The sequence below is a fragment of the Providencia sp. CIM-Carb-044 genome (assembly GCF_033901115.1).
Lineage (GTDB): Bacteria > Pseudomonadota > Gammaproteobacteria > Enterobacterales > Enterobacteriaceae > Providencia > Providencia hangzhouensis.
Genome location: NZ_JAXADV010000015.1, coordinates 71,341 through 86,161, shown reverse-complemented (window position 1 = coordinate 86,161; position 14,821 = coordinate 71,341). Strand labels below are relative to the sequence as shown.

General features: G+C 41.0%; 16 protein-coding genes and 1 pseudogene. 11 read left to right on the top strand and 6 right to left on the bottom strand.

Annotated elements, in window-relative coordinates; all coding sequences use genetic code 11:
• The 9 genes and pseudogenes from SJ312_RS20425 to SJ312_RS20385 form a co-directional block, all read left to right on the top strand.
• Nucleotides 1–207 (top strand): hypothetical protein (locus SJ312_RS20425; RefSeq protein WP_319868293.1); only part of this gene is annotated, 207 nt, incomplete at its 5' end.
• Nucleotides 204–1,130, top strand: coding sequence for a hypothetical protein (locus tag SJ312_RS20420; protein WP_319868292.1), 927 nt, complete (start codon nucleotides 204–206; stop codon nucleotides 1,128–1,130). The genes SJ312_RS20425 and SJ312_RS20420, both read left to right, overlap by 4 nt.
• Nucleotides 1,123–1,395: a PAAR domain-containing protein gene (locus tag SJ312_RS20415; protein WP_319868291.1), complete on the top strand. Its 273-nt coding sequence runs from the start codon at nucleotides 1,123–1,125 to the stop codon at nucleotides 1,393–1,395. The genes SJ312_RS20420 and SJ312_RS20415 overlap by 8 nt, the downstream gene beginning before the upstream one ends.
• Nucleotides 1,396–1,427: 32 nt before the next feature.
• The gene (locus SJ312_RS20410) at nucleotides 1,428–3,236 is read left to right on the top strand and encodes a hypothetical protein (RefSeq protein ID WP_319868290.1); all 1,809 of its coding nucleotides are present in this window, start codon (nucleotides 1,428–1,430) and stop codon (nucleotides 3,234–3,236) included.
• The gene (locus SJ312_RS20405) at nucleotides 3,220–3,690 is read left to right on the top strand and encodes a hypothetical protein (protein WP_004259762.1); all 471 of its coding nucleotides are present in this window, start codon (nucleotides 3,220–3,222) and stop codon (nucleotides 3,688–3,690) included. The genes SJ312_RS20410 and SJ312_RS20405 overlap by 17 nt, the downstream gene beginning before the upstream one ends.
• 11 nt (nucleotides 3,691–3,701) lie before the next feature.
• Nucleotides 3,702–4,178 (top strand): hypothetical protein, encoded by a 477-nt coding sequence (locus tag SJ312_RS20400; RefSeq protein ID WP_004257360.1) that lies wholly within the window; start codon nucleotides 3,702–3,704, stop codon nucleotides 4,176–4,178.
• A gap of 81 nt (nucleotides 4,179–4,259) precedes the next feature.
• On the top strand, nucleotides 4,260–4,442 hold the full coding sequence (locus tag SJ312_RS20395) for a hypothetical protein (RefSeq protein ID WP_187710399.1): 183 nt from the start codon (nucleotides 4,260–4,262) through the stop codon (nucleotides 4,440–4,442).
• Nucleotides 4,439–5,367: pseudogene (locus tag SJ312_RS20390) on the top strand (hypothetical protein). The gene SJ312_RS20395 and the pseudogene SJ312_RS20390 overlap by 4 nt, the downstream one beginning before the upstream one ends.
• Nucleotides 5,360–5,629, top strand: coding sequence for a PAAR domain-containing protein (locus SJ312_RS20385; RefSeq protein WP_319868288.1), 270 nt, complete (start codon nucleotides 5,360–5,362; stop codon nucleotides 5,627–5,629). Before SJ312_RS20390 ends, SJ312_RS20385 begins: the two are co-directional and overlap by 8 nt.
• A 201-nt stretch (nucleotides 5,630–5,830) precedes the next feature.
• Here SJ312_RS20385 and SJ312_RS20380 read toward each other — a convergent pair whose 3' ends face one another.
• Entirely contained in the window at nucleotides 5,831–6,325 is a 495-nt protein-coding gene (locus SJ312_RS20380; RefSeq protein ID WP_004257356.1) for a YfbU family protein, read from the bottom strand.
• 139 nt (nucleotides 6,326–6,464) lie between these two features.
• A complete protein-coding gene (yfbV, locus tag SJ312_RS20375; RefSeq protein WP_004257353.1) occupies nucleotides 6,465–6,920 on the bottom strand; it encodes a terminus macrodomain insulation protein YfbV in 456 nt (151 codons plus the stop codon).
• 593 nt (nucleotides 6,921–7,513) lie between these two features.
• On the opposite strand from yfbV, the gene ackA reads away from it, so the two are divergent.
• The gene (ackA, locus tag SJ312_RS20370) at nucleotides 7,514–8,716 is read left to right on the top strand and encodes an acetate kinase (protein ID WP_004257349.1); all 1,203 of its coding nucleotides are present in this window, start codon (nucleotides 7,514–7,516) and stop codon (nucleotides 8,714–8,716) included.
• Between the two features lie 87 nt (nucleotides 8,717–8,803).
• Nucleotides 8,804–10,933, top strand: a complete 2,130-nt coding sequence (gene pta / locus SJ312_RS20365; protein WP_153673987.1) for a phosphate acetyltransferase — start codon at nucleotides 8,804–8,806, stop codon at nucleotides 10,931–10,933.
• A 62-nt stretch (nucleotides 10,934–10,995) separates the two neighbouring features.
• Here the strand turns inward: pta and SJ312_RS20360 are convergent, their stop codons facing one another.
• From SJ312_RS20360 to yfcD, 4 genes are all read right to left on the bottom strand, one after another.
• On the bottom strand, nucleotides 10,996–12,438 hold the full coding sequence (locus SJ312_RS20360) for a sodium:solute symporter family protein (protein WP_144141278.1): 1,443 nt from the start codon (nucleotides 12,436–12,438) through the stop codon (nucleotides 10,996–10,998).
• Complete coding sequence (locus tag SJ312_RS20355) at nucleotides 12,435–12,632, bottom strand: DUF3311 domain-containing protein (protein ID WP_004257337.1); 198 nt, start codon at nucleotides 12,630–12,632, stop codon at nucleotides 12,435–12,437. The genes SJ312_RS20360 and SJ312_RS20355 overlap by 4 nt, the downstream gene beginning before the upstream one ends.
• A 10-nt stretch (nucleotides 12,633–12,642) precedes the next feature.
• Nucleotides 12,643–13,887, bottom strand: a complete 1,245-nt coding sequence (locus SJ312_RS20350) for a M24 family metallopeptidase (RefSeq protein WP_187710402.1) — start codon at nucleotides 13,885–13,887, stop codon at nucleotides 12,643–12,645.
• Between the two features lie 238 nt (nucleotides 13,888–14,125).
• Nucleotides 14,126–14,668 carry an NUDIX hydrolase YfcD gene (gene yfcD / locus SJ312_RS20345; RefSeq protein WP_004257328.1) on the bottom strand — a complete coding sequence of 181 codons (543 nt, stop codon included), beginning with the start codon at nucleotides 14,666–14,668 and terminating at the stop codon, nucleotides 14,126–14,128.
• Between the last annotated feature and the right edge of the window lie 153 nt (nucleotides 14,669–14,821).

Genomic DNA, 14,821 nt, shown 5'->3' with positions numbered 1-14,821 from the left:
GTCTCACAGTTGGCAACAGTGAGCGCTATGATGCGTGATCAGTTAGCAAATAAAAGATGTGTTCGCCGGACGCTTACATCTATCCCATCCATTTATTGGTATTACTTGGTAGACCGTCTTAAAGGAGAGATTGCGCCATTGCGTTACCGGAATGGTGATCCTGATGATAAACTTTATGGCTGTATTGATGAGGAAGGCACCGAATGACGAGTTTATATACGGCAACAAAGCACCCAGAGCAATTAGAAACCACACCATTAATTGCACAAAGTCATCACTACGATGATCCATTGGAGCCTCAAAAACTGGTATTTTTAGATGCAGTCAATAAACAGCGTTGTGTGATTAATTCTCCACAGCGGAATAGTCAACTAACCAATACGATACCTTTTTTTATTATACTTTTGGCGATGGCCTGTTATACACTGTTTGGCTTTATTTCTGAACATATAAATAATAAAAAGCATTTTCAAGCTATGGTCGAAAAAGTAGAGGCTAAATATAGTAATGAACCTAACTTAGATGCGGTCACATTAAAATATGTAAATACGTACAGGCCTTATTTTGGGAAAAAAAGTATAAATTACTGGGATTATATATTTGCTTATAACTCTGGCGAGTTTTTTACTGATGGTCAATATGGAAAATACCTCGTCATTGGCTGGTTGATTTTTTTTCCCGGCTTTTTGTGGTTATTTGGTTATCTCTCTTTCTTTACCCCTCCAGTTTATCTCATTGCTGATAGGCAACGAGGAATATTGTATAGCTATGGGATGGGGAAAGTACGTTTAACACGCTATGAAGATGCAGAATTCGGCTATGCAGGAAAAATGCTGGCGATTAAACTGTATGGCATTGATGAAAAAACAGGGCAATTGAAAACCATACTTTACAAGCCAAATGTTTCCCATTACTCCAGTTTCCTGACCAGCACCGACAGTGAAAACCATCGTTTTATCACGTTTCTCAATGCTTATATGCAAGAGGGGCGAGATGCCGTTTCGTCAGTCGATTACCAAGCTCGTAAACCCTTTTTGTTTTTTGGTAAAAACCCACTTCCTACTGATTTTGAGCAACAGGTCGAACAGATTTTAGCAAAGCTTGATCAGGAGAAAAAACGCAATGCGTAGTCTTGTGAACGGCAGAAAAATTATCTTAAAAAATGATACGACGAATACTGGTGGTACGGTGCTGACAGCTTCTTCTCTCGCCAAGCAAACCCAAGGAGTCGCCTGTGTGGGCGACTCGGTTTATTGTCCTTCATGTAAAAAAAACGGCACTATCGTTGAAGGTGATAGCTTAATGAAAATTAATGGTATCCCTGTTGCGCTAGAAGGTCACAAAGTCGCTTGTGGATGTTCTGGGGGATGTATACTGATTGCTGATAGCAATTAGCAAGATTGGCTAACTACGACAACGGAGCTGTCATGAGTCAGAAAGTCGAATCGTGCATTATCTGTGAAAACTATCGATTTTGGTTAGAGCTGCAATTGGTTGATGATAAGGGACAACCCTTAGCCAACGTGCCCTATTCGCTCGCAGAGCGAGGCACAGGCCGTACATTGCAAGGCAGCAGCGACCCACAAGGCTTGATTAAAGCGGAAGGCTTAACGGCTCGCCCGTATACACTGAGCCTTGAAGCGCAACCCTTAGCCGATGCCCTGACAACGCTGTCACCTCCGGCGGCTATTCAAGGTAACGATAAGTCACTGAGTGATTATTGCCGTGAACAGGGGTATCTCCTGAGTGAAAATAACCGCGCAGGAGCGTTTAACCCTAATACCCCAACGACCGTCCACCGCATGACGGCAGGGCAAATAAGCCGTTCTACCCACTATCAACAACGGGATAACGGCTATCCCCTGTTGTTCCCCTATGACCATCGCCGTGTGATTGCGATTAAGCGCATTGCCGAACCGGTGTTTGCCAAATCCACCTTGAGAGGGCTGGGCAATACGGATGAGGGACTCGATGTAGAGGCCTTGGCTAACTTTGGGGTGTGTGATTACAGTAACTATACTTGTAACACTGCATCAAACTCGACACAAACAGTTCCCCAGTCAAGCTGGGTATCTTCATTCTTTAGCGCATTAAATCCGATTGGCACCGCACAGGCTTTTCCAATTGGGGGAGCCATGGGCAGTGGCGCTATGGCAAGTGGTGGCGTTGTCGGTGGCGCCGTGGGGCAACAAGAGACGTCGTTTGGATGGGATAATTCACAAGAAAGTGCAAATCACCGCATCGCTCGGCATCTTGAGCATGAACTGCAAAAAACATCCCCTTTAGTTTTGAGCGCAAATATTCTGTTTGCCATGGTAGCGAATTACTATGAAGGGGACAGCTTAACGCAGCCTGATTTGCTGGAAATTGCTGAGATGGGAGGCTCTGCACCAACACGTATTCGAGTGGGATTTGCCTCAACGGGAACCACAGCGGCAGCGATGGCAAGTGCATCTCAACTGATTGCGTACCATACTGAGCGAGACAGTGGCTTTGACCAAGTGCCGGTGATTAAAGGTGAATTGGCTTCCGAAGCTGAAGCGAGAGAGGTGTTGAGCTTACCGATATATCAATCCCCAAATGGATTGCCGAGCGCTAATAACCAAGCCGAAATTTACCGTTTTGATGCAGATGGGACAACCCTTTACATGAGCGTGGCGGCATCGGGGGAGATAATTGATATCTCTGCGCGGATTGATGACATTCCAAATGAACCCATCATTCATGCGGGCCCCTCGCCTCAGCCTCAAAGAGTCGAGAAACCGGAAGGTTTTGCTATCCATGAGTCTGATACTCGGCCTGAAACATTGCCGATTGCGGATGATGGAATAGTTTGGCGCCATACGGGACACGATGTTGAGCCTATAGATTTTCGGGATTATATTCTGACGGTAGACAGGAAGGATGTTAAGCCTGTTTACGTAAGTTTAAATGAATCTAAAAATGTCACAAATTCAGCTGGTGAAACCGTAGAAAGAAAATTTGTAGAGGATCAAGATGGACTTTTAGAAGAAGCAGAAAAAGCGGCAGGTGGCAGCTTAGATAATTTTAAACCAATAAAAGAACACTGGTATGAAAGTCCAGATGGCACAAGAAGAATTGAGTGGAATCCAGACGGGCATAAAAATACTAATGAGGGTCCACATGTAACTATCCGTGACTATAATGGTAAACGATACAGTGTGACGGATAAAATTTTTATAAAAGGTAGAGAGAAGTATGATGGAAAACCATAAATGCATTAATCTGATAGAGGCAAATGAAATATTGTCACCTATTTTAGGTGATAATATTGAAATAATTAATTTCATAGATTATGCCGAAGATGAAAATTTCTTTTTAGTTAAACAACTGAAGAACTGGGAAGAAAAAGATGATATTGATATATTAGAGGAAATTGATTTTAAAAGATATCAACTAGGTGAAGTGATTGTATTAAATGATTTCTTATACGAAAAAAAGATAGCATTTTTATTAGGCTCTAAAGATATTGATTCTTTTTTGGATTGGTATTTTAAAAAATATAACTCTTGTTTTATTGATGGCGATACTATTTTCTTTTCTATAAGCAAAAAAGAAATGTTATTATTCAATCATGATGGTTATTTAATGGTATATAAATTACCAATTAAGTTAATAGAAAAGGGTATTGAAAAATACATTAATTTTAAGGCTAAACATAAGTTATAATTGTGATGACTATGGTTTATAATCGATTCAGTTTAATTGCCATCATCATTGGAGCTTTTAGCATTCTTGTAATACTTGTTAATCAAAGCCTTGAGCGTGAATACGTCCAATCCAAACCTAAGTTAGAGCAAATTGTTCATGAAAAGGTAAGTAGTATAAAAAAAGCGACAATCGATGCAATTAAAGGAAAAGCGTATCAAGCTCCTACTGTAGATCCTGCCAATGAACAGCGACAGCTTTTATTAGATAAAATTGAATTATCCAAACAAATTAGTATAACGCTCAGTGTGTTTGGCATTATTTTGACTGCTATTTCATTTATTCGCCATGAAAACAAAAAATCGGGCAGGATAGCGTTAGCGCTAAATGGGAGTGTTCTCGCTATTTCTCTTCTATTGTATGCTGCTGCTGGCGTAGCTAGCATTGTTGCTGTTTTACTTGTCATTTGGTTTATAGGTCACTTTTTTGACATTTTTAGTATTTGTTAGCTTCTTAAGGAAAACGTCTTAATTTTGTTGCGCAAAACAGCAAAATACGTAGCAACCACGGCAATACGTGATGGAGAGCTTGTGCTGAGCTTTCAAGTCGAAGCGGGTATTTTTGCAAGGGATCCTCTGGGGCAATCTATTCCATCCATTTATTGGTACTACTTGGTGGATCGTCTGAAAGGTGAAATTGCGCCATTGCGTTACCGAAACGGTGATCCTGATGATAAACTTTATGGCTGTATTGATGAGGAAGGCACCGAATGACGAGTTTATATACGGCAACAAAGCACCCAGAGCAATTAGAAACCACGCCATTGATTGAAGAAAGTCATCACTACGATGATCCATTGGAGCCTCAAAATCTGGTATTTTTTTAGATGCGGTCAATCAACAGCGTTGTGTGATTAATTCACCACAGCGGAATAGTCAACTTACCAACACGATACCTTTTTTTATCGTGCTCTTAGTAATGGCTTGTTATACACTCTGGGGCTTTATGGATAGACACTCATCTAAAATGTATACATTTCAGGATACAATTAATTATAACAAAAGCATTTATGACTCATATAATGAACAAGGTAGCAGCCCTCCAAAATATTTAGATAAATATGTTCCATACTTTAACAAAGAAAAAATAAGCATATGGACCTACATTAAAGCATATTATTCTGGTGAACTTAGCCGTAATAGCCAAGCGGAAATATTTTTAATAATTGGCTGGTTGATTTTTTTCCCCGGTTTTTTGTGGTTATTTGCTTATCTCTCTTTCTTCACACCTCCGGTTTACCTTATTGCGGATAGGCAACGAGGAATATTGTATAGCTATGGGATGGGGAAAGTACGTTTAACACGCTATGAAGATGCACAATTCGGCTATGCAGGTAAAATGTTGGCGATTAAACTGTATGGCATTGATGAAAAAACAGGGCAATTGAAAACCATACTTTACAAGCCAAATATCTCACATTACTCCAGTTTCCTGACCAGCACCGATAGTGAAAACCATCGTTTTATCACGTTTCTCAATGCTTATATGCAAGAGGGGCGAGATGCCGTTTCGTCAGTCGATTACCAAGCTCGTAACCCCTTTTTGTTTTTTGGTAAAAACCCACTTCCTACTGATTTTGAGCAACAGGTCGAACAGATTTTAGCAAAGCTTGATCAAGAGAAAAAACGCAATGCGTAGTCTTGTAAACGGCAAAAAACTCATTTTAAAAAATGATACGACGAATACCGGTGGTACGGTGCTGACAGCTTCTTCTCTCGCCAAACAAATCCAAGGTGTGGCGTGTGTGGGCGACGCTGTTTATTGTCCTTCATGTAAAAAAACAGGGACTATCGTTGAAGGCGATAGCTTAATGAAAATTAATGGTATCCCCGTTGCGCTAGAAGGTCACAAAGTCGCTTGTGGATGTTCTGGGGGCTGCGTGCTTGTTGCTGTAGGCTAAATGTTAATGTGTTTTAACTTGCTCATATAGCTCGCATATCAGTGTTACGTGTTACTGCTTTACTAATGACAAGCAAATATGCTCTAAATATTCACGCTGTAGCTAGGCGACTAGAGAAGATATCTCGGGGAACATACAAATGTATGTGACCCGAGTCGCCGAACGCAGTCAACAAAGCTACAGCGCGAAGAATGACGAGCATTAGGCATTTAAAATTTGGGAGATCTCCACTGCTGATAAATGATACTGCCTTGGACATGCATGCCAAATCGCTAACATACGATTATATTTTTCCCACATTGGCGTTTGTGAGTTAAACCCATGCGTCCCGCTGTCAAAGTGGGTATAACGCCCTTCTGTGTTGACCATAAAACGGACATAGCTCAGATAACGTGCTTCTGTTGCCGCATCAAAGCCCAAAAATTGCACACGGCGGCCATCGATGTCTTCCTTATTAGCCATGTTGCTATAAGAGACTTGCAGCGCATGGTACATTTCCATGATATCAATAACAGTACGGCAGGTATCTTCACTTAAATGACCAAAGTCTCTGTCTAACTCACGCATTTGTAAACCGAAACCACGTTCAATAATGGTTTGTTGTCGGCGATAACGTTCTGCATTATCGGGGTCAAGCATGGTCATCATTTTATATTGATTAGATAAGATCAAGCGTTGTGCGTTAGTCATTTCCATCAGGGTTCTCCCACTAAAAAGTATGGCTTATCTTCGCATTCAACATCAATCATAGACAGTGAAAACATCGCTTTTATTGATCTAAACACTATTTTTGCATTACTTATTGTTAAATCTACCTTTTAATAGAAATTATCCCTTAGATATCTTCCATAAAGGAACGATCTAGCTGGTTAAATGCACGTTTTAGCAAGTCAGCCAACGCCATATAATCGGGTTGGTGTTCAACTGGTGCCATCGCAATTCCCGCTTCGGTAAATTTATCACGGATCTCATAAAACCAGCTTAGCAAGCTGGATGGCAAAGGCGTCGCCGCACGTTTTCCTAACCACCATAAGCCTTGCATTGGCAAACTACAGGCAAAAAGTGCCGTGGCAATGGCAGGCCCCAATTGCCCACCTAACGCGATTTGCCATGCTAATGTAAAAATTGCAATGGGCGGCATAAAGCGAATACCAAAGCGTACCGCCTTGTTAATACGAATTTCGGGGAATATCGGCGACAGTTTTTTCTCCATAGGAAAAGCCTTCAGATAGCGGTTACCTAATCTAAAGCGCTTAAAAAAACCGGGCGGTGTACTTTGCAATGTACTCATGAAACGTTTCCTATCGACTTCTTAAAAACTGAGGCAATAATTTATAAATTACGCATGGTAAAATGATAGCACATTTAAGGTAACGAAATTATTTCATTACATTTACCTTAAGTTAAGTCAATTTACTAAATATCAGCTATTCTAATAGCAACGTAACCCTGTGCTATAACACTACTTTATACGTCACTTATGATTTTAATCAATCAAAGTCCCTATTTTTAAAAAAAACGTATAAAATATAAAATAATTTTAGTAGAATCTGCCACATTTAGAATTGCTGTTGCATTTGTTATTTTTTAGCTTTATCCATCTTCGATACTGAAGATAGACAACAGTTATATATTGGGGTTGTTGATCGTTATTTCAACACTAGGTGCAGAGGTTTACTTTTATAACCTTCTGTAGAAAAGAATAGCGCCTGAGTTATCAACCCCTGAAGATCTCACGATCTTTAACTTTTTTCGCCTTTAACATGATATCAATCATGATGTTTCAGGTCATAAATACGCTAGGCTCTAGCGGTATATTTTTATATCTGAGTCTTTTCATGTTTTTAAAAGGCTTCACAACAACAATTAACGATAGGTATTTCCATGTCAAGTAAGCTGGTACTGGTTCTAAACTGCGGTAGCTCCTCACTGAAATTCGCCATCATCGACCCAACTAATGGCGATGAATTTTTATCTGGATTAGCTGAGTGCTTTAACCTCCCGGAAGCCCGTATTAAGTGGAAAATGGATGGTGCTAAGAAAGAAGCGCCTTTAGGTGCTGGTGCAGCGCATAGCGAAGCATTGGATTTCATTGTTAACACTATTCTTGCTGAAAAACCTGAGCTATCAGAGCAAATCACCTCCATCGGTCACCGTATTGTTCATGGTGGTGAGAAATTTACCTCTTCTGTATTAATCACAGATGAAGTGATTGAAGGCATCGAAGCGGCTATTCCATTCGCGCCATTGCATAACCCTGCTCATCTCATCGGTATTGAAGAAGCAAGAAAATCCTTCCCGCATCTGGTCAACAAAAATGTCGCTGTCTTTGATACCGCATTCCATCAGACCATGCCGCAGGAAGCTTATCTGTATGCATTGCCATACGAATTATATTCAGAGCATAGTATTCGCCGTTATGGTGCGCACGGTACAAGCCATTACTATGTTTCCCGTGAAGCTGCGAAAAAACTCAACAAACCTGTTGATGAGCTAAATGTTATCACTTGCCACCTAGGCAATGGTGGTTCTGTTACTGCTATTGTTAACGGTAAATGCGTTGATACTTCAATGGGTTTAACGCCATTAGAAGGTCTGGTAATGGGAACGCGTAGTGGTGATATCGACCCTGCAATTATTTTCCATTTACATGATTCTTTAGGTATGAGTGTTGAGCAAATCAACAAGATGCTGACCAAAGAGTCTGGTTTATTAGGTTTAACTGGTGTAACAAGTGACTGCCGCTATGTTGAAGATAACTACGGCACTAAAGAAGACGCAACTCGCGCAATGGATGTTTTCTGCCATCGTTTGGCGAAATACGTTGGTGCATATAGTGCTCTGATGGAAGGCCGCCTTGATGCTATCATCTTCACGGGTGGTATTGGTGAAAACTCAGCGCAAGTTCGTGAAATTACCTTGAAGAAACTGGCTATCCTTGGTTTCGAATATGACCACGAACGTAACTTAGCGGCGCGCTTCGGTAAAGAAGGTTTAATCACTACCGATAACAGCCGCCCAGCACTGGTTATCGCAACCAATGAAGAGTTGGTTATCGCCCAAGATACTGCGCGTTTAACCGCATAAGCAACTTCTACCGCCAGCAACCTGCTGGCGGTATCGTTTTGTCATTAGAGTAACCGAAATAAAGAGGTTCCCGTGTCCCGTACAATTATGTTAATACCTACTGGCACCAGCGTTGGCTTAACTAGCGTTAGCCTAGGTGTCGTTCGCTCAATGGAACAAAAAGGTGTTCAATTAAGCGTTTTCAAACCTATCGCACAGCCACGCGTCTCTGGCAATAAAGACCAAACCACTGAAGTCCTGCGCTCTCATTCAAGTATTACTACCATTGTTGAACCACTAACAATGGAATACGTTGAATCGCTACTGACCTCTTCCAAAAAAGATGTGTTAATGGAAGAAATCGTCGCTCGCTATCATGACCACACAAAAAATGCGGAAGTGATTTTAATTGAAGGTTTAGTGCCAACGCGTAAACATTCATTTGCTCAATCATTAAATTATGAAATTGCCAAAACATTAGGCGCAGAGATTGTTTTCGTCACTGCACCAGGCAACAGTTCAATCACACAAATGCAAGAGCGTTTAGAGTTAGTACGTAACGAATTTGGCGGCCAACGTAATAAAAATATCATCGGCGTTATTATCAATAAGGTGAATGCACCTGTTGATGAACAAGGTCGTACTCGCCCTGACCTATCTGAAATCTTTGATGATTCAACCAAAGCGACTGTGGCTAACCTCGATACTAAGCAACTTTCTGCGCTGAATCTGCCTGTGCTGGCATCCATTCCATGGAACTTTGATTTAATTGCCACCCGTGCAATTGACATGGCAAAACACTTAGGTGCAGAGATTGTTAACGAAGGCGAAATCAAAACTCGTCGTGTTAAATCAGTGACTTTCTGCGCTCGTAGTATTCCGCACATGCTTGAACACTTCCGCCCAGGATCATTATTAGTGACCTCAGCGGATCGCCCTGATGTATTAGTTTCTGCCTCACTAGCGGCAATGAACGGGGTTGAAATCGGTGCAGTTCTACTAACGGGTGGTTACAACATCGATGCGCCTATTCGCCAGCTGTGTGAGCAAGCTTTCGAAACTGGCCTGCCTGTTTTCATGGTGAAAAGCAATACATGGCAAACATCGCTGAATCTACAAAGCTTTAGCTTAGAAGTCCCAGCTGATGACCATGAACGTATTGAAAAAATTCAAAACTATGTGGCTCGTCATATTAGTAGCGATTGGATTGAATCACTGGTTGCTGACTCAGAACGCCCTAACCGCCTATCACCACCAGCATTCCGTTATCAGTTAACTGAATTAGCACGTAAAGCTGGCAAACGAATCGTTCTTCCTGAAGGCGACGAACCGCGTACAGTTAAAGCTGCATCTATCTGTGCAGAGCGCGGCATTGCAACTTGTGTTCTATTAGGTAACCCAGAAGATATTCGTCGTGTTGCTGCTGCACAAGGTATTGAACTCGGTACTGGTATTGAAATTGTTGACCCAGTTAAAGTACGCGAAGAATACGTTGCTCGCCTCGTTGAATTACGTAAGAGCAAAGGAATGACTGAGGTTGTTGCTCGTGAGCAATTAGAAGATAACGTTGTATTAGGCACATTAATGCTAGAGAAAGGCGAAGTGGATGGCCTAGTTTCTGGTGCTGTTCATACGACGGCAAATACTATCCGTCCACCGTTGCAATTAATTAAAACAGCACCGGGTAGCTCATTAGTTTCTTCTGTGTTCTTTATGTTATTACCAGAACAAGTATTTGTGTACGGTGACTGCGCTATCAACCCAGACCCAACTGCAGAGCAATTATCTGAAATCGCTATCCAATCTGCGGATTCTGCTAAAGCGTTCGGTATCGACCCACGTGTTGCGATGATTTCTTACTCTACAGGCGATTCAGGTGCGGGTAGTGATGTTGAAAAAGTGCGTGAAGCAACGCGTTTAGCACAAGAAAAACGCCCTGATTTAATTATCGATGGTCCATTACAATATGACGCGGCTGTTATGGCGGATGTTGCTAAGTCCAAAGCACCTAATTCACCAGTTGCAGGTAAAGCGACCGTATTTATCTTCCCTGACTTAAATACCGGTAATACCACGTATAAAGCCGTACAACGTTCTGCTGACTTAGTCTCTATTGGTCCAATGCTGCAAGGTATGCGTAAACCAGTCAATGACTTGTCACGCGGTGCATTAGTTGATGACATCGTGTATACCGTTGCGTTAACTGCTATCCAAGCAGTACAAAACGAAAACGCTTAATTCATCTCTTTCTGCTAAAAAGCGCTCAACTGAGCGCTTTTTTATTGCCTGATTATTTTTAACTATCTTTTACGCGTAAATAATGAAACCACTACCGCAACAATAATATTCAGAATAAATGCAGCAATACCGATATTCATAAAGCTCAAACTTTCTCCTAACCAAGGGAACAATTGTGCTAAAGAAATTTTCTCTATATAGGTTACCGCAAGGAATAAAACCCCCGCAGAAATTCCACAAATAGCACCCGCTGGTGTCATTGGGTTTTGCTGTTTAAAGCTCATCAGTAAAGCAGGGAAAAACTGCGCGACAATATTGACCCCGAGTAACATAATAGCCACTAAGGTATCATTACTGTGGAAAATAAAATACAAGCTGACCAACGCAACGACAGGTACCATAAAGCGAGCATACACACCAGACTGGCGTTTTTCTTCACTTACTCCCATCGCTTTTTGCACAACTCCCGCTAACATATTAGAAGTAGTTAGCAACAACATCGAACCAGGTACTAATGCGGTTAACATCCCTGCCGCACCAATAAAACCAACCACAATCGGTGAGAAGGTGCTCTTAGATATCTCAAACAGCGATAAATCCACTGCCGCCCCTTCAAGATGTGGAATTTGCAATATGGATGCATAACCAACGAAAAATGCGAATAGCATAATCAAACTGTACGCTGGGATCAGAATACTATTACGTTTCAGTGATTTTTCATCTTTTGCGGTAAACACTGCGGCCATATAATGCGGCCAACAGAAATAGGCAACCACAGATAAGAATATTGTGGAAATATACCAAGGGATATTTAGCCCCGTTTCGGAGAATGTTAAAAAGCTTGGCATCGCCGTATCTATCGCTTTAAACATGTCCCCAAAACTACCGTAATAATGAAGTGGAATATAAATACCGATAAAAACCACCACAATTAAAATCATTAAATCTTTTAGTGCTGATGTCCAAGCTGAGCCATGAATACCTGAAATCATCACAAATAACGTCACTGCGATAATTCCAATCCAAATGGCAATATCTGCTGGAATTGCGCCATAAGACGCTTGAGAAACAATAATGCCTAATCCTTTAAGCTGTAAAACAAATAAAGGCACCATTGCAGCAATAGATATTAAGCTAATTAATAACCCTAACCCCGGGCTTTGATACTTTTTGGTAAATAACTCAGAAATCGTTCTGACATCATTATCTTTTGCAAATCGCCATACCCTTGGGTGCACCCAGTATAAAAAGATCCCCATAAAAGCATTGACTGCCAAGGTATATAGAATTGCAGGGCCTTTACCATAAGCCCAGCCACTCCCGCCAAGGAAGGTAAACGTGGTATATATTTCCCCCGCACTCAGCAAGAAAACTAACAGTGCGCCATAACTACGACCACCGACAGACCACCCTTCATGGTCCATCGTTTTTCCTTTCTTCGCACGAATAGCAAGATAAATACTAAACAGGAAGAAAACAGTAATAATAATTAGCGCGGAGCTCATGATGTTTCCTTAGTATTTTTATTATCTAATATATTGATTAGTAACATAACTAAGGCTGTAACAATCACCCATGAGACAATCCAGAACATTAAAAATGGCAAGCCCATAACAAAAGGCTCTACTTGGTTGGCATAATAGATACCCACGGTTAACGCTAGGATTGGGAAAATAACTAAATAATGATACCATTTCATATTCCGCCCCTTATTCCACTTGCCCGAAAGAAATCAATTCACGAGGCAAATGACTTAACATTTCCACACCGTCTTCAGTAATCAGAAGCATATCTTCAATCATAATACCGCCAACACCAATCCCGTAATAAGGTGTTTCTAAGCTCATTACCATCCCAGCTCGAAATATTTCTGTGGTCGCAGCGCTCACAAAAGGGGCTTCTTCCAGCCCAACGAACACCCCGTCCCCATGGCCTAAGTGCCCACGGTTATAATGGGGCAAACCCGAAGAACGAATGAGTGCCATTGTTTCATTGAAAACATCACTTAATGCTACGCCGGGCGCAACTCGACTTAACATATATTGATGGCCTTTTAAGATAGTTTGATAAATAGCAGCGACTTTTTCATTCGGTTTACCAACCACAAATGTACGTGCAATATCAGCACCATAACCTGCCACATCAACGCCACAGTCAAATTTAATTAAATCCCCTTCTTTTGCAGGTTGGTCATCAGGGATCATTTTCGGTGAAAAATCACTGCCCACTGAAATTAAATTGAAGCGGCTATAATTCGTTTCAGGAAATTCCATCACTTTCGCTTTAAAAGCGGCGGTTAATTCCGCTGAAGTACAGCCGACTTTGATCAATTTACTCGCAGCAGCAATACCAGCCTCTGTAATTTGTGCTGATTTTCTAAGATGAGCAATTTCCCACGGGCTTTTAATCATGCGTAATTCATTAAATAGCGGCGAAGAATCAACCAAATTTAATTCAGGAATAACCTTATCCAACCATACTTTACCTGTATGTGTAATTTGGTTTAATTCAATTGCAACCGGTTTACAATAAACTCCCGCTTCTGACAACGCCTCTTTGAGTAAATTGAAAATGGTTTCTATTGGGCTATTAATTGGCCTTGCCTTCACCACTTTGCCATTTTCCGGGTTGTAAGGGTCATCAACATCCACCCAAATTGGAAATGTTTTAATCCTTGCGTTAGGCATTTGAAGTGACAAATTTGCCGCTTCAAATTCATTCATAATAACCAATGATTGAATAGAAGGATCACGAAAAATAACCGCAATCGCCGAACCTGTTTGCCTGAAAGTGTACATAAAGAAGCTCGCAAAACCGGTTAAGTGATAAAAGTTATCACCCACGGTTGCGATTAACGCTTCAATTCCTTCACGCTCCATAATCTCACGGGCTTTATTGGTTACGTTATCAAGGTGTTGTTGTTTCAAAAAAGTATCTTGTTTATCAATTGTCATTTTTATTCTCTCGAAGCGTCATGTATACACCAAGCAGTGCATCATATCGCAAACGATAAATGTTAAGATCTGTCACATTATATCTAGTGTAGAAATGAATACATCGTTTAGCTTGCAAGTTTGTTATAACTAATCGTTATATATTAGCTTGAAATTAACTTTGCTAGAGATTTGATTTTGGGAGAAATAAAGTAAAGGACTAAATAAAATAGCCCTTTAACAATTTTAATCTGATCAACTATGAGTTTTCAGCACAAGTGATGGTTTTTTCTAACTCATTATTCCGAGTCAACCATAAAGAAAGCGCTTTAAGTGAATCCGGCGTAAATTCGTCACAGCGTGCGCTGATCTCTTTAGGGGTCAACCAACTGACCTCAACAACTTCAGATTCTTGTAAAGCAAATGGACCATGGCTCACACAGCTAAACAAACCACCCCATACACGACAATGCGCATCTTCAAAGTAAAAATGGCCATGTTCAGCAAAAGGAACGCCAGCAATACCTAGCTCTTCTTCAGCTTCACGCTTTGCAGAATCAAGAATGTTTTCACCTTGCGTAACCACTCCTCCAGCTGTTGCATCGAGGAAACCGGGGTGAAAATCTTTAATGTCTGTGCGTCGTTGAACCAATATTTTGCCCATTCCGTCATGAACAACAATGTAAGTTGCACGATGACGTAGGTTTTCTGCTCGCATTTGGCTACGTGTTGCCTGAGCAATCACAGTATTGTCTTCATCAACAATATCGACCCATTCAACAACTTCGGTTTGTTGTTCCATCCTGTAAACCTTTTATTTTTAAGCTAAAACGGCTTATATCATTAGACTGATTATTATTTTATGCCTGACAATACCAATCTGCATTGATCCGCACCTATGAAAATGATCCTAGCTGAATTTGTGATTGGTTGCCATCATAAAAAGCACTTCTTA

Excerpts from the sequence above, each read along its gene's own strand:
- yfcD (WP_004257328.1), bottom strand. The coding sequence starts at position 14,668 with ATGGAACAACAAACCGAAGTTGTTGAATGGGTCGATATTGTTGATGAA.
- SJ312_RS20355 (WP_004257337.1), bottom strand. The coding sequence starts at position 12,632 with ATGAAATGGTATCATTATTTAGTTATTTTCCCAATCCTAGCGTTAACC.
- SJ312_RS20400 (WP_004257360.1), top strand. The coding sequence starts at position 3,702 with ATGGTTTATAATCGATTCAGTTTAATTGCCATCATCATTGGAGCTTTT.
- SJ312_RS20420 (WP_319868292.1), top strand. The coding sequence starts at position 204 with ATGACGAGTTTATATACGGCAACAAAGCACCCAGAGCAATTAGAAACC.
- SJ312_RS20360 (WP_144141278.1), bottom strand. The coding sequence starts at position 12,438 with ATGAGCTCCGCGCTAATTATTATTACTGTTTTCTTCCTGTTTAGTATT.
- SJ312_RS20350 (WP_187710402.1), bottom strand. The coding sequence starts at position 13,887 with ATGACAATTGATAAACAAGATACTTTTTTGAAACAACAACACCTTGAT.
- SJ312_RS20405 (WP_004259762.1), top strand. The coding sequence starts at position 3,220 with ATGATGGAAAACCATAAATGCATTAATCTGATAGAGGCAAATGAAATA.
- yfbV (WP_004257353.1), bottom strand. The coding sequence starts at position 6,920 with ATGAGTACATTGCAAAGTACACCGCCCGGTTTTTTTAAGCGCTTTAGA.
- SJ312_RS20385 (WP_319868288.1), top strand. The coding sequence starts at position 5,360 with ATGCGTAGTCTTGTAAACGGCAAAAAACTCATTTTAAAAAATGATACG.
- SJ312_RS20415 (WP_319868291.1), top strand. The coding sequence starts at position 1,123 with ATGCGTAGTCTTGTGAACGGCAGAAAAATTATCTTAAAAAATGATACG.
- SJ312_RS20380 (WP_004257356.1), bottom strand. The coding sequence starts at position 6,325 with ATGGAAATGACTAACGCACAACGCTTGATCTTATCTAATCAATATAAA.
- ackA (WP_004257349.1), top strand. The coding sequence starts at position 7,514 with ATGTCAAGTAAGCTGGTACTGGTTCTAAACTGCGGTAGCTCCTCACTG.
- pta (WP_153673987.1), top strand. The coding sequence starts at position 8,804 with ATGTTAATACCTACTGGCACCAGCGTTGGCTTAACTAGCGTTAGCCTA.
- SJ312_RS20410 (WP_319868290.1), top strand. The coding sequence starts at position 1,428 with ATGAGTCAGAAAGTCGAATCGTGCATTATCTGTGAAAACTATCGATTT.